17 protein-coding genes are annotated in these 19,550 nt (G+C 35.2%); 11 read left to right on the top strand and 6 right to left on the bottom strand.

Annotated elements, in window-relative coordinates; translation table 11 throughout:
* Positions 1-28 precede the first annotated feature (28 nt).
* The gene (locus QWY90_RS12730; RefSeq protein WP_290286337.1) at positions 29-499 is read left to right on the top strand and encodes an Lrp/AsnC family transcriptional regulator; all 471 of its coding nucleotides are present in this window, start codon (positions 29-31) and stop codon (positions 497-499) included.
* Here the strand turns inward: QWY90_RS12730 and QWY90_RS12735 are convergent, their stop codons facing one another.
* The 4 genes from QWY90_RS12735 to QWY90_RS12750 all read right to left on the bottom strand — a co-directional run bounded on the left by QWY90_RS12735 (position 500) and on the right by QWY90_RS12750 (position 5,454).
* The gene (locus QWY90_RS12735) at positions 500-1,078 is read right to left on the bottom strand and encodes a hypothetical protein (protein WP_290286338.1); all 579 of its coding nucleotides are present in this window, start codon (positions 1,076-1,078) and stop codon (positions 500-502) included. It lies immediately after the preceding gene.
* Between the two features lie 171 nt (positions 1,079-1,249).
* Entirely contained in the window at positions 1,250-1,945 is a 696-nt protein-coding gene (locus tag QWY90_RS12740) for a zinc metallopeptidase (RefSeq protein WP_290286340.1), read from the bottom strand.
* A 71-nt stretch (positions 1,946-2,016) separates the two neighbouring features.
* Positions 2,017-2,202, bottom strand: a complete 186-nt coding sequence (locus QWY90_RS12745) for a hypothetical protein (RefSeq protein WP_290286341.1) — start codon at positions 2,200-2,202, stop codon at positions 2,017-2,019.
* A gap of 243 nt (positions 2,203-2,445) precedes the next feature.
* Positions 2,446-5,454, bottom strand: a complete 3,009-nt coding sequence (locus QWY90_RS12750; protein ID WP_290286342.1) for a leucine--tRNA ligase — start codon at positions 5,452-5,454, stop codon at positions 2,446-2,448.
* A 297-nt stretch (positions 5,455-5,751) separates the two neighbouring features.
* Here QWY90_RS12750 and QWY90_RS12755 point away from each other — a divergent pair, with 297 nt between their 5' ends.
* From QWY90_RS12755 to QWY90_RS12775, 5 genes are all read left to right on the top strand, one after another.
* Positions 5,752-6,627 carry a cell division protein FtsX gene (locus QWY90_RS12755; protein ID WP_290286344.1) on the top strand — a complete coding sequence of 292 codons (876 nt, stop codon included), beginning with the start codon at positions 5,752-5,754 and terminating at the stop codon, positions 6,625-6,627.
* A gap of 23 nt (positions 6,628-6,650) precedes the next feature.
* Positions 6,651-6,887, top strand: a complete 237-nt coding sequence (locus tag QWY90_RS12760) for a DUF3098 domain-containing protein (protein ID WP_290286345.1) — start codon at positions 6,651-6,653, stop codon at positions 6,885-6,887.
* A gap of 72 nt (positions 6,888-6,959) precedes the next feature.
* Positions 6,960-7,757, top strand: a complete 798-nt coding sequence (locus QWY90_RS12765; protein WP_290286347.1) for an undecaprenyl-diphosphate phosphatase — start codon at positions 6,960-6,962, stop codon at positions 7,755-7,757.
* Positions 7,757-8,437: a tRNA pseudouridine(55) synthase TruB gene (truB, locus tag QWY90_RS12770; RefSeq protein ID WP_290286349.1), complete on the top strand. Its 681-nt coding sequence runs from the start codon at positions 7,757-7,759 to the stop codon at positions 8,435-8,437. The genes QWY90_RS12765 and truB overlap by 1 nt, the downstream gene beginning before the upstream one ends.
* A 12-nt stretch (positions 8,438-8,449) precedes the next feature.
* Complete coding sequence (locus tag QWY90_RS12775; protein WP_290286350.1) at positions 8,450-9,010, top strand: hypothetical protein; 561 nt, start codon at positions 8,450-8,452, stop codon at positions 9,008-9,010.
* On the opposite strand, the gene QWY90_RS12780 is transcribed toward QWY90_RS12775, so the two are convergent.
* The gene (locus QWY90_RS12780) at positions 9,011-9,613 is read right to left on the bottom strand and encodes a thioredoxin family protein (protein ID WP_290286351.1); all 603 of its coding nucleotides are present in this window, start codon (positions 9,611-9,613) and stop codon (positions 9,011-9,013) included. It abuts the gene before it with no gap.
* 206 nt (positions 9,614-9,819) lie between these two features.
* On the opposite strand from QWY90_RS12780, the gene pyrH reads away from it, so the two are divergent.
* From pyrH to QWY90_RS12800, 4 genes are all read left to right on the top strand, one after another.
* On the top strand, positions 9,820-10,527 hold the full coding sequence (gene pyrH, locus QWY90_RS12785; RefSeq protein WP_290286352.1) for a UMP kinase: 708 nt from the start codon (positions 9,820-9,822) through the stop codon (positions 10,525-10,527).
* An 83-nt stretch (positions 10,528-10,610) separates the two neighbouring features.
* Positions 10,611-11,171, top strand: a complete 561-nt coding sequence (gene frr / locus QWY90_RS12790; protein ID WP_290286354.1) for a ribosome recycling factor — start codon at positions 10,611-10,613, stop codon at positions 11,169-11,171.
* Positions 11,172-11,263: 92 nt separating this feature from the next.
* Positions 11,264-13,750, top strand: a complete 2,487-nt coding sequence (locus QWY90_RS12795; RefSeq protein ID WP_290286355.1) for a DUF5686 family protein — start codon at positions 11,264-11,266, stop codon at positions 13,748-13,750.
* Between the two features lie 50 nt (positions 13,751-13,800).
* Entirely contained in the window at positions 13,801-14,607 is an 807-nt protein-coding gene (locus QWY90_RS12800; RefSeq protein ID WP_290286357.1) for a class I SAM-dependent methyltransferase, read from the top strand.
* Here the strand turns inward: QWY90_RS12800 and QWY90_RS12805 are convergent, their stop codons facing one another.
* Positions 14,608-16,878, bottom strand: coding sequence for a cation:proton antiporter (locus QWY90_RS12805; protein WP_290286358.1), 2,271 nt, complete (start codon positions 16,876-16,878; stop codon positions 14,608-14,610). It lies immediately after the preceding gene.
* Positions 16,879-17,064: 186 nt separating this feature from the next.
* On the opposite strand from QWY90_RS12805, the gene QWY90_RS12810 reads away from it, so the two are divergent.
* Positions 17,065-19,503, top strand: coding sequence for an efflux RND transporter permease subunit (locus tag QWY90_RS12810; RefSeq protein WP_290286359.1), 2,439 nt, complete (start codon positions 17,065-17,067; stop codon positions 19,501-19,503).
* Positions 19,504-19,550: the final 47 nt, after the last annotated feature.

Here is a 19,550-nt window from a genome sequence, read left to right on the forward strand (position 1 = left end):
CTCTATTTTTGCTTTAAATTCATTACTTATGAAGATAAATCAACTACAAATAGAAATTGACGGTATCGACAAAGAAATCCTCCGAAACCTTATGGAAGATGCCCGAAAACCAATATTGCAAATTGCCAATAAAATAGGAATTTCAGGCGCTGCTATTCACCAACGTTTGCGAAAACTAGAAGATGCCGGCGTGATTGCCAGCTCTAAACTAATTGTTGACAATAAAGTGTTGGGCTATAAAACCATGGCGTTTATTGGGATTTATCTCGACAAAGCATCAAGTAATGCCGAAGCGGTAAAAGAGCTTAAAAAAATACCAGAAGTTTTAGAATGTCACTATACAACGGGAAACTGGAGTATCTTAATCAAAATGATTTGCCGTGATAACGAACATTTGATGCAGTTGTTAAACAAAAAAATCCAACCTATTGATGGTGTTTCCAGAACAGAAACGTTTATTTCTTTAGAACAACAAATCGAAAGACAAATTCAGTTGTAACTAAACTTTTATATGGCTCCAGTTTTCGCCACGCTTGATTCGATATATCTGCATTTCACTAATTCCAAATTGTTTTGCCAACATTTTAATACGTGTACTCTGATTAGGGTTACTCAATATCTTTTTTAAATGAATGACTTTTGTTGTAGTCAGTTTTCTCCCGTCAGCTTTTATATTATGCTCTACTAATTTTCGCATAGAGTCAATTACATGAGGGCTTTTCTTATGGTGATCTAGCTTTTCTTGATAAGTCACCCATTTTAAGTTTTTTACCAAATCATTGTCCCGCACATAATCTAAATGCACTACATATTGCTGCTCATCTGATGTTTTTGGAATAAACAATTCGGCTACGAGTTTGTAAATAAATAAAGTTTTACGGACTTTTTTACCATTCACAGTTCTTTCATAACGGAAAGTTTTGAAGCCATCTGACACAGAACCTTTCAATAAATTTGCGTCGCTAAAATTTTCTGTAAAACTGATGAGACGGCCATGATTGGAAACGGCGTATCTAAATTTCAACGGAAAATCTGTTTCGATTTCACGAAACTCTTCGTTTGCATAAATTCTAATCATTTTTGTGGTATTTGATTATCAAACTTACGAAAAAAAAATTCTTTAAGATTCATCCCTTTTGAATAAACTCAAGAATAACAAGGCTTGAGAGAAATGGATTATAAAACCGTTCAGCGAAATACATAAAAGAAAAAAACCGTCTCGTTCCAAAAAACAAGACGGTTTTGTAATTTAATCTCTTCTTCCAAAAACCTGTAATGCCCAATACAACAGTGAAGCTAAAGCTCCGATAGCGGCAACTACATAAGTTCTGGCAGCCCATTTTAAAGCATCTTCGGCACCTGCATATTCTTGTTGGCTCAGCATGTTTTTATTCTTTAACCAAGCCAATGCTCGGTTGCTGGCATCATATTCGACTGGCAAGGTTATGAAACTAAAGGCCGTTGCAACAGCCATCAATATCAAACCAATAACAGCTACATAAAAACCGAATCCTAAATGCGCTCCTGCACCCAGAATTAATCCACCAAAAATAAGCCATTGTGAAAGTGTTGAGGAAACGTTTACTATCGGTACTAATTGTGATCGAAGTTGCAACATATTATATGCTGTAGCGTGTTGCACCGCATGACCACATTCGTGAGCGGCCACCGCAGCAGCCGAGGCATTGCGTTCGCTGTATACCGTTTCGCTAAGGTTCACCGTTTTATCAGCGGGATTGTAATGATCTGTTAATTGTCCGGGCGTTGAAATAACTTTAACATCATAAATACCGTGGTCGTGTAGCATTTGTGTGGCGATTTCGGCACCACTCATGCCGTTGCGTAAATGAACGTGTGCGTATTGTTCGAATTTACTTTTTAATTTTGAACTTACAGCAAAACTGACTAAGGCAATCAAGCCGATTAAAACATAATATCCTATCATGATTTTATAAAATTAGTTTTTATACTTTTAACAAATTGTAAGCCAATGTCTTTATAATGACATCTTGGCATTTATCTGCAAATCGTTATAAAAGCAACCAATTCTGCTGCTTCATAATACGTAAAGTTGACGCTTACTATTTCGTAGCCTGCATTTGCTTTTTCGTTCAGAAAGTGTTCCACCTTATCGGTTAGCTTTTCTTTCATGCTGCTGAAACCAGCTTTTTCTACAATGGTGTGGATTTCGTGTTTTTTCATGATTTTGTTTTTCTTCTTATACGGGAAAATAAAAAAAGGTTACACCTTTTTTTAAAATCTGCCTGTCCGCAAATGTCCGATTGATAGCTTTTTTTAGATACTTTGTTCGATCTTTGTTCGATCTTTGTTCGGTAACGCTTCGGTAAAATGGCACTTTTACCGAAGAAAGCCCGAACAAATACAAAAGAAAACCCCAAACTCTATTGGAATTTGGGGTTTTAGTTTTGGAATTTATTCTATTATTTACCCAACCAGGTTAATAACTTTCCCCGGAACGATGATTACTTTATTCGGTGTTCTTCCGTCTAATTGCTTGATGGTTCTTTCGTCAGACAAAATAATTTCCTGAATTTGCGGAACGGTTAAATCTAAAGGCAATTTAATAGTAAAACGCATTTTTCCGTTAAACGAAACCGGATATTCTTTTTCCGATTCTACTAGATATTTCTCTTCACAGATTGGAAAAGCAACTGTTGAAATTGAACCATTATGACCCAATTGACTCCAAAGTTCTTCTGCAATATGCGGTGCATAAGGCGAAATTACGATTGCCAATGGTTCCAATATTTTTCGGTGGTTGCATTTTAGTGTTGCCAATTCGTTTACACAAATCATAAACTGTGAAACGGAAGTGTTAAACGAGAAGTTCTCGATGTCTTCAGTAACTTTTTTGATGGTTTTGTGTAGCGATTTGTACATATCGGCTGTTGGTTCTTCATCAGAAATATTTAAACCGGTGTTGTCATCAAAATACAAACGCCATAGTTTTTTTAAGAAGCCTGAAACTCCGGTAATTCCGGCAGTATTCCATGGTTTTGCTTGTTCTAATGGGCCAAGGAACATTTCGTATAGACGTAATGTATCCGCACCATAATCGTTACAAATGTCATCAGGGTTGACTACGTTGTATTTGGATTTGGACATTTTTTCGACTTCACGTCCGACTATGTATTTTCCGTTTTCTAAAATGAATTCGGCGTTTGCATAATCTGAATATAGAGGATGTTTCTTGAAAGCTTCAATGTCTAATTCGTTAGTGATGTCGTTTATAACTGCTAAGTCAACATGAAGTGGAACAATATTAATATCTCCAACCAAACTTAAACCAATTGCATCAGGATAAAATTCTTTTAAAGATTTTAAATAAAATTCTTCAACATTTTTCAACTCTTCATCATCTCCTTTAACTATTAAATCAAATTTTGTCTTTGTGATAAAAAAATAAGGAATGGGAGAGTTTTTAACATCTTTTCCTCCTCCTAAAGTTAAACCCCAAGAAATGCGATAAACAAACGCACTCATCCCCAAAATCATTCCCTGATTAATCAACTTCTTGAACGGTTCTTCCGTTGGAGCGAAGCCTTTGTCTTTTAGGAATTTATTCCAAAAACGCGAGTATAATAAATGACCAGTTGCGTGCTCGCTTCCGCCTATGTATAAGTCTACGCTTTCCCAATAGTTCAAGGCTTCTTTGCTGGCAATTTCGTTTTCATTGTGAGCATCCATATAACGCATCCAATACCAAGAACTTCCTGCCCAGCCTGGCATGGTGTTTAATTCGAGAGGGTATACTCCATTATCCTGCCCTTCGACTGCGCTCAGGGTGACAAGTTTATTGGAGACTATTTTGCTGTTAATAGCATCCCAAGCCCAATCCGTAGCATTTCCTAATGGTGGTTGTCCGTCTTCGGTTGGTAAATATTTTTCTACTTCAGGCAAAACGATTGGCAAATGTTTTTGGTCAATCATCTGCGGCATTCCATTTACATAATACACTGGGAACGGTTCGCCCCAATATCTTTGTCGGGAGAAAACCGCGTCGCGCAAACGATAATTGGTTTTGCCTTTTCCGTGGTTAATTTTTTCTAGTTCTTCGATGATTTTTTTGGTTGCGGCTTTGTAGCCCAATCCGTTTAGGAAATCAGAGTTTATCAATTCAAAACCATCTTTAGAAGTAAAGGCTTCATGTGAAATATCCTGATTGAAAATATTTTTAATTTCAGGCATTCCGTTTTGACCTTTGAAGAAATTCGCAAACGCATAATCTCTTTCATCTCCGCACGGAACCGCCATTACAGCACCAGTTCCGTAACCAGCCAAAACATAATCGCCTATCCAAACCGGAATTGATTCTTTTGTAAATGGGTGTTCAGCATAAGCACCTGTGAATACTCCTGAAATAGTTTTTACATCCGCCATTCTTTCTCGTTCCGAACGTTTTGCTGTAGCTTCTACATAAGCATCAACGACAGCTTTTTGTTCCGGAGTTGTGATTACAGAAACTAATTCGTGTTCCGGTGCAAGGGTCATAAATGTAACTCCGAAAATCGTATCAGGTCTTGTAGTGAAAACAGAAATTTTCGCTCTTGAATGTTCAACTTTAAAATCGACTGAAGCTCCGACTGATTTTCCAATCCAGTTGCGTTGCGATTCTTTTATGCTTTCGCTCCAATCTATGGTTTCTAAACCCTGCAATAATCTTTCGGCGTAAGCAGAAATTCGCATCGACCATTGCGTCATTTTTTTACGAATAACGGGATGACCACCACGTTCTGAAACTCCGTTTACGATTTCGTCATTTGCCAAAACAGTTCCTAATGCCGGACACCAGTTTACTTCGGTTTCTGCCAAATAAGTTAATCTGTATTGCAAAAGCCTTCTTTGTTTTTCTTCTGCTGAAAAGGCATTCCATTCAGATGGGAAAAAGATTTCCACATTATCGTCACATACGGCATGAACCGTTGCGTTGCCACTTTTTTCAAAAATGTCAATCAGAGTTGCTATATCTTCGGCTTTATCTGATTCTTTATTATACCAGGAATTGAATAATTGAATGAAAATCCACTGTGTATGTTTGTAATAATCGGCATTCGATGTTCGCACTTCTCGGCTCCAATCGAAAGAAAATCCAATTTTGTCTAATTGTTCACGGTAACGAGCAATATTTTCACGTGTTGTTTTTTCCGGATGTTGCCCGGTTTGAATTGCGTATTGTTCTGCCGGAAGTCCAAAAGAATCATAACCTTGCGGATGCAAAACATTAAATCCTTTGTGACGTTTGAAACGCGCCACAATATCGGAAGCAATATAACCTAGCGGATGTCCAACGTGAAGTCCGGCACCAGAAGGATACGGAAACATGTCGAGTACATAATATTTTGGCTTATCAGAATTATTGCTGGCAGCAAAAGTTTGGTTTTTGGCCCAATACTGTTGCCATTTGGCTTCGATTTTTTCGTGGAAATATTTCATTCTTGATTTTTATTGTTGCTACACCTGACAGGTTTTAAAAACCTGTCAGGTGTATTTCATACGTTTACTTTTCTAGCCCCGATTGCAGTGGAAATAACCTTTGTCAAAGTTTTGAACTTTAACAAAGGTATTGTAACGGAAAGCGGGAAAATGGTTTACTGAAACTGCCCAAACCATTCGCTGCTAAAAATTTTTAAGCGACAAATTTACGTTTATTATAATAAAGTTAAAAGTTTGTACGTTATAAAGAAGAAAAACAATTTTCTTTATTATTTTTACCACATCAAAATACAATTTATGTCGTCATCATTTGAAAAGTTTCAGAAACGCAGAGTTATAACTTCCTATTTTTCGGTCGTGTTGAGTATCTTTTTAGTGTTGTTTTTATTAGGGATTTTGGGACTTTTTGTCATCAATTCCAAAAGATTATCCGATAATTTTAAAGAAGAAATTGTGATGACAGTCTTCTTTAAAACCGAAGCAACTGATTCAACTATAACCGCTTTTACCAGTGAATTGAAAACGGCAGCATTTGCCAAATCTTTTGAATATGTTTCGAAAGAAGCAGCGGCTAAAAAACACATGAAAGTAATTGGTGAGGATTTCATGCAGTTTTTGGGCGTAAATCCGCTTCAGAATTCTTTTGATATTCACTTAAAGGCAGATTATGTTACCAATCAAGGCTTAGCAAAAGTTGAAAGTCGTTTGCGCAAAAATGATATGATTGCCGATGTTGTTTACGATAAGCAATTGGTGACTTTGGTTAACGATAACATCAAAAATATCAGCATGTGGATTTTGATAATCAGTTGTGCTTTTGCCTTTGTTTCGGTATTGTTAATTAACAGTTCGTTGCGTTTATCCATTTTTGCCAATCGATTTATTATTAAAACCATGCAAATGGTAGGTGCAACCAAATCATTTATTAGAAAACCATTTATTCAACGTAGCGTTTATTTAGGATTGATTGGTTCGGCATTAGCAATTGTTGCTCTAATTGGCGTACTGATTTATATCCAAACTACTTTCCCTAATCTTGGTATTATGGAAGATAAATTAGCTATTGCTATAGTACTTGTTAGTGTTCTCGTTTTAGGTGTTGTAATTACCTGGATAAGCACTTACTTTGCAACACAACGCTTTTTGAATTTGAGAACGGACGATTTATATTAAAAAAAGAATAGATAATAGACATTATGAAAAACAACGAGCAAAAACCTGATTTTCTTTTTGATACGGTTAACTATAAATTCCTGTTGATTGGGATTGGAGTTATTGTTTTAGGATTTATTTTGATGAGTGGCGGCGGAAGCGATAACCCAAAGGTTTTCAGCGAAGACGTCTTCAGCTGGAGAAGAATTCGTTTAGCACCAACCGTAGTTTTGATTGGTTTCGGAATTACGATTTATTCTATTTTTAAAAAGAGCAAATAGCTTCATAGCTTTTTGGATGGTTGGATTATTAGACTCTTCTTACCACTTTTCTTAAATCAAACAATCTAATTAATGGATTACATTCAAGCCGTTATACTAGCTATCATTGAAGGAATAACCGAATTTCTTCCCATTTCTTCAACAGGTCATATGATTATTGCTTCGTCATTTTTTGGCATTGCACATGATGATTTTACCAAATTATTTACCGTTGTAATTCAACTTGGCGCGATACTTTCGGTAGTCGTTTTATACTTCAAACGCTTTTTTCAGACGCTTGATTTTTACTTTAAACTTTTGGTTGCTTTTATTCCAGCCGTAGTTTTTGGATTGCTTTTCAGCAAAAAGATTGATGCTTTATTGGAGAATCCTATAACGGTTGCCGTTTCGTTAGTAATTGGTGGAATCGTTTTACTAAAAGTAGATGATTGGTTTACACAAAAAGAGGAGACTCAAGAAACTGAAAAAATAAGTTATGCAACAGCTTTAAAAATTGGTTTGTTCCAATGCTTGGCTATGATTCCGGGAGTTTCAAGAAGCGGCGCGAGTATTATTGGCGGAATGGCACAAAAATTATCTCGGAAAACTGCTGCTGAATTTTCGTTTTTCCTAGCAGTGCCTACCATGCTTGGTGCTACTGTTAAGAAATGTTACGATTACTACAAAGATGGTTTTGTATTAAACCACGACCAGATTAACTTTTTAATTATTGGAAATATTGTTGCCTTTATAGTAGCGATGTTGGCAATAAAATCTTTTATCGGATATTTATCTAAACACGGATTCAAAATGTTTGGTTATTACCGAATTGTGGCTGGTTTGGCTATTTTAATTATCCATTTCTGGATTATGAAATTAACGACAATCTGATGACTGCCGAAGACTTTTTAGAAGGTCAAATCCTTTTGATTGACAAGCCGCTAAAGTGGTCTTCTTTTCAGGCGGTGAACAAATTGAAGTATATTTTAAAACGCAAATACGATCTTCCTAAAAAATTCAAAATTGGTCACGCCGGCACTTTAGATCCTTTGGCAACAGGTTTACTGATTGTTTGCACCGGAAAATTCACCAAACGAATTACCGAAATCCAAGGGCAAGCGAAAGAATACACCGGAACAATTACTGTTGGTGCTACAACGCCATCATATGATTTAGAAACGGAAGTTGACGCTACTTTTCCAACAGAACATATTACAGCTGAATTAATTCAGGAAACAGTAAAACAATTTATTGGTGAAATTGACCAAAAACCACCTGTTTTCTCCGCCATAAAAAAAGACGGGAAACGTTTGTATGAACATGCGCGTGCCGGAGAAGAAGTCGAAATTTGTTCAAGAAAAACTACCATTCATGAATTTGAAATTACTAAATTTGAATTGCCTAAAATAGAATTCAGAGTGGTTTGCAGCAAAGGAACTTATATTCGTTCGCTGGCTTTTGACTTTGGAAAAGCACTAAATTCTGGGGCACATTTATCGGTTTTACGCCGAACAAAAATTGGAGATTATTCAGTTCAAAACGGTATTTTACCGGATGAATTCGAGAAATAATAGTAACCGATTATGAGAGTTTATGTCTTAATATCCATCTTATTTTTTTGCTGCCTTGGTTATTCACAAGAAACACCAAAACAAACAGATGTAAAAACCCCAAGACATACGTTTGCAAAATTAGATTTTTCGTTTCCAATAAGAGTCAATCAGTATTATGGAGAAATTGATCCTTACACTGGTGAAAAAGAACCCTTTTTTTTACCTGACGGAATTAGCACCCGTTTTGGTTATGGTTTGAAGCCGATTGACTGGATTGCTATTGGTGCAAACATAGGAATTGATTGGAAAGGAAGTAAATGCTTAGTCGTAGCGCCTATATTTGGAACACTCAAAATCTGTCCAATAGGCGGAATGGATTTACGCTATTTTGTAGAAGCCGGTTATGGAAGAGCTTTGGCTCTCGGGAAAAATGACTTAGCTGGTTATTTCAAAAAAATAAGCATCGGAATAGAAGATAAAGATAGCGGTGGATTTGGTCTATATTTAGAGCTTTGCCAATATGGTTTCAGTAAAATCACAGATGAGAAAATAGGTAGTTTCTGCGTTGGTTTGACCTATCAATTTAAATAATTATTCCAAAGAATTCAGCAACGAAGTAACTTCGTTTTGAGTTGATACTCCTTTGTCGTGCAAATACCAAAGCTGTAAATCGGCTTTTGCTTTTTCATCAATCATTCCATGTTGCTTTCTATAATCCGAAATAAATTGATTGGCTCCGATTGGTCTTGGTCCGAAATCACCTAAAACCTCTAAACTGTTTTTATCCAAAATAATCAACTTAGGAATTGACTTTGTTCCATTGGTTAAAAACAAATTCATCAATTCCTCATTTTCATCACGGAAAACAATCCTCAGATCAACTTTATCTGAAAGCTGTGCCATTTTATAAATGACTGGGAGAATTTGCGCCGCATCGCCACACCAACCCTCAGAAATGACTAGCCAAATATATTCCTTTTGTAAACGCTTCATAAGTTGAAGCGTCTCTATGGCAATAGTAATCGTTTTGTCTAAACGATTCATCCTTGTTTCGTTGAGTTCGCTATAATGTGTCAATGCTTCGGATTGCTCAATACCCGTTGACTTGCCTTCATTTAATAAAACTTTGATGTTATTTCTATAATCGGTATAACTATAACTCTGTGAAAGACTTTTTTCTATAATGGATTTCATAACTTCCTTTTGATGCCACGAAGTTACAAAACCAATAGGTTAAATAACATGACAATAGTTGGTTAACATTCTTTTTGCCAAATACCATAAAAAAAGAGAATATGTTTATATTTGCATCACTTTTGATATTAAGAGGAGAATGTCCAGTGGACATTTGGCTTTATAGTCTCGGTCAAATTTTAAATTAAAAAAAACAAACACGACGAATGAAATACAAAAGAATTCTTCTAAAACTAAGTGGCGAAGCTTTGATGGGCGACAGACAATACGGAATTGACCCAAAACGTCTTGCTGAATATGCTGATGAAATTAAAGAAATTCATGACAAAGGAGTAGAAATCGCCATTGTAATTGGAGGCGGAAATATCTTTAGGGGAATTTCAGGCGCCAGTAACGGAATGGATAGAGTCCAAGGCGATTATATGGGAATGCTTGCAACCGTTATTAACGGAATGGCTTTACAAGGCGCATTGGAAGATAAAGGAATGTTGACGCGTTTACAAACCGCTTTAAAAATCGAAGCGATTGCCGAGCCATATATCAAAAGAAGAGCGGTTCGTCATTTGGAAAAAGGTAGAATTGTTATTTTTGGCGCCGGAACAGGAAACCCTTATTTTACAACTGATACTGCTGCTGTGCTTCGCGGTGTTGAAGTGCATGCCGATGTGATTTTGAAAGGAACACGTGTTGACGGAATTTATGATGCCGATCCTGAAAAAAATGCAAATGCTGTAAAATTTGAAAGCATTACTTTTGACGACGTTATCAAAAAAGGATTGAATGTGATGGATTCTACCGCATTTACGTTAAGCCAAGAAAACGCCTTGCCAATTGTGGTTTTTGATATGAATAAAAAAGGAAATTTATTAAAAATTTGCAACGGTGAAAATGTTGGAACCGTTGTTAAAATATAAATAGATTGTTAGATTATTGGATTTTTAGATTACTAGAAATCTAAAAATCCAATAATCCAATAATCTAGAAATCTAGACAAGAAATGGAAGAAATTGAATTTATTTTAGACAGTACAAAAGAATCCATGAATGGTTCTATTGCACATTTAGAAAAAGAATTTTTAAATATTCGTGCCGGAAAAGCATCACCACAAATGTTGGGAAGTGTTTTTGTAGACTATTATGGTTCTCAAACACCCCTATCTCAAGTTTCTAACGTTAATGTTCCTGATGCCCGAACTATTACCATTCAGCCTTATGAAAAAAGCATGTTACATCCGATTGAAAAAGCAATTATGATTGCCAATCTTGGTTTCAATCCGATGAATAATGGTGAAAACATCATCATTAATGTTCCTGCTTTAACCGAAGAAAGAAGACGCGACTTAGTAAAACAAGCAAAAGCAGAAGCAGAAGATGCTAAAATCGGAATCAGAAATGCTCGAAAAGATGCCAATACCGATATCAAAAAATTAGAGAAGGAAGGAACTTCAGAAGACGTTTGTAAATCTGCTGAAGATGATATTCAAAAACTAACAGATGGTTTTATCCGAAAAGTAGAGGAACATTTGGCCACCAAAGAAGCCGAAATCATGAAAGTATAACTTTGTTAATTCAATATTAAATCCGTCCTGATACATCGAGACGGATTTTTTTATTCCTATTTTTGTCAAATCATTGCTGCAACTACTTTCAAATGAAGCGACTATTTCAACTGTTTTTATTCTTCACACTGTCGCTGCAAGCACAATTTCAAGTCAATGGAATTATAAAAGATTCCGAAACCAAAAAAGCACTTCCGTTTGCCACTATAAAAACCGAAAGCGGCTTTTCTACTATTGCCGATGTTGATGGAAAGTTTAATTTCCTTTTAATATCACAACCCGAAACTTTGACGGTTTCTTATATTGGCTATGAATCAAAAACCATTTCACTATTCGAAATAAAAACCTTTTTTACGCTCTATCTTTCACCAAAAATTGATGCGCTGAAAGAAGTTTCTATTTCAAATGTAAATCCGGCCAACGCGATTATCACCAAAGTAATTCGGGAAAAACAGAACAACAATCCACAAAAAAAACTGAACAGTTTTCAATTCAAATCATATAACAAATTACTTGTTACCGCCAATCCTGACTCGATTTTTGGTAAAATTGATACTGTTTTTGTGAACGCTGTTTCTAAAGATAAAATTGCTAAAATAGATTCGTCAGATTATAAGTTTAAAAAAATTATTGACAAGCAACATTTGTTTCTGACCGAAAAAGTATCGCAATTTCAGTTTGAAAAACCAATACTGAAAGAAACTATTTTGGGGACAAAAATGGCGGGTTTTAAAGAACCTATTTACGAACTTTTGGGATTCAATCTACAATCATTTTCTATTTACGATGCTAAATATGAACTCTTTGAAACCAAATATAAAAGTCCCATTTCTGATGCCGCACTTGAAGAATATCGGTATAAAATTCTAGACACCACTTCTATCGATAATCGAACCGTGATTGTACTTTATTTTAAAAACAAAATTAGCAATAAAGGTTTGGAAGGATTGCTCTATGTTGACAATGAAAACCATGCTGTTGCTAAAGCGGTGATGCGCATTCGGGGTGTTTTAGACATTACCGGAATTCATGAATTTAGCTATTTGCCCCAAGAAAAAGTCTGGTTTCCCATTCGGAAAAACTTTAAAATCGTTAAAGGGAAAAGTAAGGAACCTACGAAAATTTTGGGCGGTCGAATTGAGTTTGCTGCCGAAGATGATGACACCAATTCGAAAAAAACAGCTTCTGATTTCACCTATCTTTCTTCGGAAATGCATGCTTTTGATTTAGTTGTAAATAACAAGTTGAAAATCAGAAAATCTTCTGTTACTATCGAAATTAAAGACAATGCCCACAAAAGAGACGATGCGTTTTGGAGCCAAAACAGAACCGATAGTTTAGACTCGCGAAGCGAAAGAACGTATGTAGTTTTAGACAGTATCATAACCAAAGGAAATATTGAGAAGAAAATCAAATTCGGGAGAAAAGTTATCAATGGTTACGTGCCTTTCGGTCCATTTGATTTTGATTTGCGCTATCTTTTGAGTTATAATAATTTTGAAGGATTTCGTTTTGGAATTGGCGGTATTACCAATGACACTTTTTCTAAAAAACTCCGTGTTGAAGGCTATATAGCCTATGGTTTGAAAGATGAAACCATCAAGTACAATTTAGGAACGGCTGTCCGGATTGGTAATTTTTCTAACACTTGGATCGGAGGGTCGTATACAGATGATGTTCGGGAGATTGCGAGTACCAATTTTGCAACGGATAAAAGGGTTTTCAAAATTTATGACCCGCGACCTATCAACATCAGCACATTTTATAATCACAAAACGTGGCGTGGTTACATTGAAACTAAAATTATTCCAAAAACAGAAACCATTTGGCAACTTTCGTATAGCCAAATAAGTCCGTTGTTCAATTATACTTTCGCTTACGATAGCCATTTGTATCGGGAATTTACGATGTCAACCGCTATGTTTTCTATACAATGGAATCCTTTTAGTGATTATATGCAAACGCCAAATGGTAAAATTGAATACGAAAAACGTTTCCCTAAATTCACTTTTCAGTTTACTAAATCGCTGCCTAATTTCTTTGCTAATGATTTCGATTTTGGAAAAATTGATGCCCGAATTGAGTATGAAAAGAAATATTTAAACGGACAAAAATCAGCTTTTTTACTTCAAGCAGGTTATGCTTTTGGAGCGCTTCCCTTGACGCATTTGTATAATACTTCACCGAATAATTTGACCAAAGACAAGCTATTACAAAGAATAACCATAGCTGGAAAAAACAGTTTTGAAACCATGTATTTCAACGAATTCTTTTCTAGTGAATTTGTGATGCTTCAATTTAAACACGGATTTAAAAGAGTCGAGTTGTTCAAAAAAGTAAAGCCTTCATTGGTTTTAGTATCCAGAATGGCTTGGGGAAATTTGGAGCATCCGGAGCGGCACATTGGCATTCAATACAAAACTTTAGACCAAGGTTTCTTCGAATCCGGAATCGAATTGAATCAGATTTATAAAGGATTTGGTTTAACCGGATTTTATAGATATGGCCCAAATCAATTGCCCAGGTTTGAAGATAATCTAGCAGTTAAGCTGAGTTTTGTTTTTGATTTTGGGTTTTGATTTTTTAGTCATACACAAATTATAAAACATATATTTACCACAAAAAATTGATGAATAAAGGACAAATTTCTAGTATCTTAAGAAAACTTCGATTGATTTATTTGGCAGACTGGGCACATTTTTATGTTGAGCGCTATAAAAATCAGAAGAAAAACTCAGTCTTTAAAAAAAATAACCCCGACGTAAAATTACCGCCAGATTATCTTATATACGAATCATTTCAGATTGACTATACAAAATATTATACGGAGAGTATCAATACTGCTAAATGGGTTGCCGATTATTTTAGCAAATATCTAGATTTAAAAGACAAAAAGATACTTGATTGGGGTTGTGGTCCTGGCAGGGTAATTCGTCATTTGCCTAATGTTGTTGGCAAAGAATGCAAATATTTTGGGACAGACTATAACAAACAATCCATTGACTGGTGTTCAAAAAATCTTCCTGGAATTAGTTTTAATTGTAACACTTTGGAAGCAAAACTTCCTTATCCTGACGATTCATTTGATGCAATATATGGAATTTCAATTTTTACACATCTTTCAGAACAATTGCATTATGATTGGTATACTGAATTGCATCGAATATTGAAACCAGACGGAATACTATTCCTGACTACTCAAGGTGATAATTTCAAGGTAAAACTAATTCCTTCAGAAGTTGCAAGATATGATGCTAATGAATTAATTATTCGGGACAAAGTGAAAGAAGGACATCGCATGTTTTCAGCATTTCATCCAACTGAATTCATGAAAAATCTATTCCATGATGCTGAAATTTTAGAGCATTATGCTGAGCCAATTCCGGAAACGGGCAATTGGATTCCACAAGATGTTTGGATTATAAGAAAGAGATAATTAAGGCTTAATAATCAAAACCGAAGGAATATCTGTAAGCCATGAAACCTCGTCGTCTATTAGTTTTTTCCAAGTTTCTAGACTAAAAATAATTAAATCCTGCTTAAGCAATACAGGTTTATTAAGTTGATTCGGATGAAAAACTTCAATATTATTTGGATGATTTTGTTCTAAAACCGCCAAAGCATTTTCAACAATAAAATTGTTTTTACTATGATCATTGTTATCCAAAATAGTAATATGAGAATTGTTATTGTAAATCAATTTTTGGGCATAATCAATTAGAAAAACATCGCCAACGCTATAAATCCCAACGAAAACTTTATCGATTTGTTGTAAATCTTTATCAATCAATACACCAAGTGGTGTTTTGGTTTTGGAAATTATCAACCGTGTTCTGTCGTCAAAAGGCGAGTTTTCGAACAATCCTTCTTTCCCTTTGAACTTATCTAATAATCTATCCGGATTAATGATACGTGTGGTAAATCCAAGTACTTTACCTAAAATTGTACCTTCAAAAATTGATTTCCCTAAACCAACTAAAAGCAAATCATATTTCCCTACGTGAGCAATGTCGGCAATATCGGTTTCAATATCGTTGGTTGCTTTAAAAATAGTGGTAATAGGTTGGTCTAATTTTTTAGATTCTTTTACAATGGGTTCAAACGTTTCCTTTTCATATTCTTCTAAATTATACGCGTGCATTTCGTCACTTGCCGTTAAATGCATAGCAGTAACATTAGCTGAATCGGTTTGTTTTTTGGTAAGACTGTTTGCCAAACGCAGTAGTGATTTCCCTTTTTGATTGTTACCAAAAGAAATCAGAATATTAAAATCGGAGTTCCTTTTAACCTCTGAAGGAATAATAGCATCTTTGGTTTTAAAAATAAAATTGATTATGTCTAAAGCTGGACCAGTCATAAATGTTGTGACCAATGCCATGATTACCATCATAGTGAACACTTTTGGCGAAAGCACCCCAAGTTCGTAACCAATGTTTAGCACCACTAATTCCATCAAACCTCGAGTATTCATCAAAGCGCCGATGGTCAAACTGTCGCGCCAATTTTGTCCAACAAATTTTGCTGCCAAAGCACTTCCAAAGAATTTTCCAACAACTGCTACCGCAATAATACATCCTGTTACTTTCCATAAATAGACATCATTGATCAATCCTATTTCGGTTCTTAATCCAGTAAAAACAAAAAACAGTGGTAAAAACAATATAACGGAAACATCTTCTACTTTTTCAATAAAGACCGTTCTAAATTTTGATATATCAGGCATAATGGCGCCCATCAAAAAAGCGCCAAACAAGGCGTGAATACCTATTATTTCGCTCACATACGAAGAAATAATTAAGGTCAAAAGAAAAATGGCCACCACCGATTTTTTGATATTATCTTTTTTGGCATACAAATCTCCAATTCGTTTTAAAAATGGTTTCACAATAAATAACATCATTAAAACATAGACAAGAGCTAATCCGATAACATATAAGGAACTTACAAAACTTCCTGCTTTTGCAATGGCAATAACTGCTGCTAATAAACACCAAGCTGTAATATCATCGGCTGCGGCACAAGTGATAACAATCGTTCCCAATCTTGTTTTATGAATACCTCGTTCCTGAACAATTCGGGCCAAAACAGGAAATGCTGTAATGCTCATAGCAATTCCCATAAACAAACTAAACGACAAAAATTCAACGCCAACAGGAGCAAATTGATGGTAAATATAATACGACAATCCAATACCAAGAGCAAACGGAATTACAATACTCGCATGACTAATTACAACCGCTTCGTTGGCTTTGTTTTTTAAGACTTTTAAATCTAACTCCATTCCGATTACAAACATGAAGAGTATCAAACCAACTTGACTCAACAACTGAAGATTTCCTAATGAGTCAACCGGGAAAAGTGATTCTTTTAAATCCGGAAAATAAAGTCCAAAAAGGGATGGTCCAAGTACAATTCCAGCTATAATTTCACCTATAACGGATGGTTGCCCAATCTTTCTAAAAATCCAGCCAAAAATTCGGGCAACTAAAACAATAGTGATAATTTGGAAAAGCAATAAGGGCAACGGATGTTGTAAATTATGATACAACGAAGATAAAAACTGCGTCCACTGACTATCGGCAGAAGATGGAGAGACAATTTTTCTTCCTACTTCAAGCAGTTTGCCTTGTTCGACAATTCGATACATCAAATAGGTAAAACCACCTGTAATAAAAATATAAAATAAAGAATTTTTTAAATTTCTCATCCAAAAACTATTACTGCTTATGCTTACAAAGATGCTAAAAAGCAATGTATTTTTTCATTTTTTTTGGGGCTATTAACAATTATTTAATCAGACGCCGTTTTTCTGACATAAATTAAGCAAATCTTTTATAAAATCAATCCCTTTTTTAGTGGTTTTAATTACCTTTGCAACCGTTTTTACATTAAAATGAAGAAGAAAATAAACGCAGGTTTTTGGGAATTTATCGCTGGAATTATTCTAAGAAATAGAATAGCTATTAGCATTGGAATTGTTCTGTTGACTATCTTCTTAGCTTTGCAATGGAAAAATGTTGGTATGACTTATAATGAAGCCAACTTATTACCCAAAAATCACAAAGCCAATAAAGATTATACTCAGTTTCTAAATGTTTTTGGTGAAGAAGGAAATCTAGTTGTAATAGGAATTAAAGACAATAAGTTTTTCACGCCAAAAGCATACAAAGCTTGGGACGAATTGATGACTAATTTAAAATCTCATAAAGAGGTTGAATTGGTTGTTTCGCTAAATGATTTAAAGAAATTACAAAAAAACGATACGCTCGAAAAGTTTGAACTAGTTCCATTAGTTAACCAAAAAAGAACAACTGATCCAAAGTATTTAGCCGAAATTAAAAGACAGCTTTTTAACGATTTGCCTTTTTATGAAGGTCTGCTTTTTAATAAAAAATCAGGAAGTATTCGCTCTGCGATTTATATCAACAAAAAAGTTGTTAACTCGCCTATCCGAAAAGAATTCATTCTGAATGTTTTGGTTCCTGAAGTAACTAAATTTGAAAAAACAACCGGAATTGACTTGAAAGTTTCGGGCATGCCTTATATCAGAACCATCAACACCGACAATATGAAAGGTGAAATTGGACTGTTTATTGGCGCTGCTTTGTTTATCACTTCGTTAATTTTCTTTTTGTTTTTCCGTTCACATCGTGCCACATTTATTTCGATTTGCATCTTGATTGTTGGCGTAATGTGGTCGTTTGGAACGCTTGGTTTGTTTCATTACAAAATCACGATTTTAACAGCAATTATTCCGCCCTTGATTATAGTTATCGGAATCACGAATTGTATTTTCCTTATCAATAAATACCAACAGGAAATCAAAACGCACCGCAATCAGGCTAAAGCTTTGCAACGTGTGATTTCCAAAATCGGAGTTTCAACATTGATGACCAATCTGACGACAGCAATTGGTTTTGCAACCTTTATGATTACCGGAAATGATTTGCTGTATGAATTTGGATTGGTAACTTCTATAAACGTAATTACGGTTTATCTTTTGACGCTAATGGTGGTGCCGATAGTGTATAGTTTTATGCCATTGCCAAAAGAAAAACACTTAAATCACTTAAGCAAAAACTATCTTTCTTCTATTTTAAATTGGGTTGAAAGACATGTTAGATACAAACGAAATCTGATATACAGCATCTACGGATTGTTGCTTGTTTTTAGTGTTATTGGTGTTTCCCAAATGAAGGTTTCCGGAAGTTTGATTGGCGAAATGCCCAAAAGCGCTTCCTTTTTTAAAGACATTTTATTTTTCGAAAAAGAATTCAACGGTGTAATGCCTTTGGAAATCATGATTGATACCAAACGTAAAAAAGGCGTAATGAAAGCGTCAACTTTGCGAAAAATGGACGAATTGCAAAACACGATTGATAGCATTCCGGAACTTTCGAAACCGGTTTCTATTGTTAATTTAGTGAAATATTCGAAGCAGGCTTTCTATAACGGCAATCCGGAATATTATGATTTACCAACGTCGCAGGAACAAGCTTTCATCCTTTCGTATGCCAAAAATGCCACCAAAGGTTCGAAAGATAATTTAATGAAAAGTTATGTGGATAAAACGGGCCGATATGCCCGAATCACAACTTTCATGAAAGACATCGGCACTGAAGAAATGGCCAAAATTGAAAAGAAACTACATGCCAAAATTGATAAAATTTTCCCAAGTGACAGCTACGAAGTTACCCTAACTGGTAAGGCTTTGGTTTTTCAAAAAGGAACAACTTACTTGATAGGAAACCTTGTTGAATCGTTAATCTTTGCCATTTTGTTAATTGCCTTATTGATGACATACATGTTCCGTTCGTGGAAAATGATTTTTGCTTCGGTCGTAACCAATATTCTGCCGCTTTGCATCACATCAGGCTTAATGGGCTATTTCGGAATTCCGTTGAAACCATCAACTATTTTAGTTTTTAGTATTGCTTTCGGAATTTCGGTTGACAATGCGATACAATTTATGGCTAAATACCGTCACGATTTAATTCAGAACGGTGGGAAAATTGAAAAAGCAGTTATTAGTGCCTTGCACGAAACTGGTGTTAGCACTTTCTATACTTCAGTGGTTTTGATATTTGGTTTTGCTGTCTTTACTTTGTCAAGTTTTGGAGGAACAATAGCTCTTGGTGGATTAATTTCAGTTACCTTAACCTTTGCTATGTTTGCTAATTTGGTAGTGCTTCCTGCTTTGGTTTTAACTACTGAAAAATGGGGTGGTAAAAAGAAACTGACCAAAAAAGAGCTTACAGAAGAACAGCCAAGCATCAACATTTATCGCGATAATACTGACGATATTGATGAAATTACAATAGAAAATAAATAATTTATATTTGCGTTAGATTTTAAGATTCATACAAATCCTAATTTCTA

The sequence above is a fragment of the Flavobacterium paronense genome, from assembly GCF_030409795.1.
GTDB lineage: Bacteria > Bacteroidota > Bacteroidia > Flavobacteriales > Flavobacteriaceae > Flavobacterium > Flavobacterium paronense.

Bases quoted from the DNA above. Each gene is read 5' to 3' on its own strand.
- QWY90_RS12755 (WP_290286344.1), top strand. From the start codon at position 5,752: ATGTCGTCATCATTTGAAAAGTTTCAGAAACGCAGAGTTATAACTTCC.
- QWY90_RS12795 (WP_290286355.1), top strand. From the start codon at position 11,264: ATGAAGCGACTATTTCAACTGTTTTTATTCTTCACACTGTCGCTGCAA.
- QWY90_RS12765 (WP_290286347.1), top strand. From the start codon at position 6,960: ATGGATTACATTCAAGCCGTTATACTAGCTATCATTGAAGGAATAACC.
- QWY90_RS12775 (WP_290286350.1), top strand. From the start codon at position 8,450: ATGAGAGTTTATGTCTTAATATCCATCTTATTTTTTTGCTGCCTTGGT.
- QWY90_RS12780 (WP_290286351.1), bottom strand. From the start codon at position 9,613: ATGAAATCCATTATAGAAAAAAGTCTTTCACAGAGTTATAGTTATACC.
- pyrH (WP_290286352.1), top strand. From the start codon at position 9,820: ATGAAATACAAAAGAATTCTTCTAAAACTAAGTGGCGAAGCTTTGATG.
- QWY90_RS12745 (WP_290286341.1), bottom strand. From the start codon at position 2,202: ATGAAAAAACACGAAATCCACACCATTGTAGAAAAAGCTGGTTTCAGC.
- QWY90_RS12805 (WP_290286358.1), bottom strand. From the start codon at position 16,878: ATGAGAAATTTAAAAAATTCTTTATTTTATATTTTTATTACAGGTGGT.
- QWY90_RS12730 (WP_290286337.1), top strand. From the start codon at position 29: ATGAAGATAAATCAACTACAAATAGAAATTGACGGTATCGACAAAGAA.
- QWY90_RS12750 (WP_290286342.1), bottom strand. From the start codon at position 5,454: ATGAAATATTTCCACGAAAAAATCGAAGCCAAATGGCAACAGTATTGG.
- truB (WP_290286349.1), top strand. From the start codon at position 7,757: ATGACTGCCGAAGACTTTTTAGAAGGTCAAATCCTTTTGATTGACAAG.
- frr (WP_290286354.1), top strand. From the start codon at position 10,611: ATGGAAGAAATTGAATTTATTTTAGACAGTACAAAAGAATCCATGAAT.
- QWY90_RS12810 (WP_290286359.1), top strand. From the start codon at position 17,065: ATGAAGAAGAAAATAAACGCAGGTTTTTGGGAATTTATCGCTGGAATT.
- QWY90_RS12760 (WP_290286345.1), top strand. From the start codon at position 6,651: ATGAAAAACAACGAGCAAAAACCTGATTTTCTTTTTGATACGGTTAAC.
- QWY90_RS12735 (WP_290286338.1), bottom strand. From the start codon at position 1,078: ATGATTAGAATTTATGCAAACGAAGAGTTTCGTGAAATCGAAACAGAT.
- QWY90_RS12800 (WP_290286357.1), top strand. From the start codon at position 13,801: ATGAATAAAGGACAAATTTCTAGTATCTTAAGAAAACTTCGATTGATT.
- QWY90_RS12740 (WP_290286340.1), bottom strand. From the start codon at position 1,945: ATGATAGGATATTATGTTTTAATCGGCTTGATTGCCTTAGTCAGTTTT.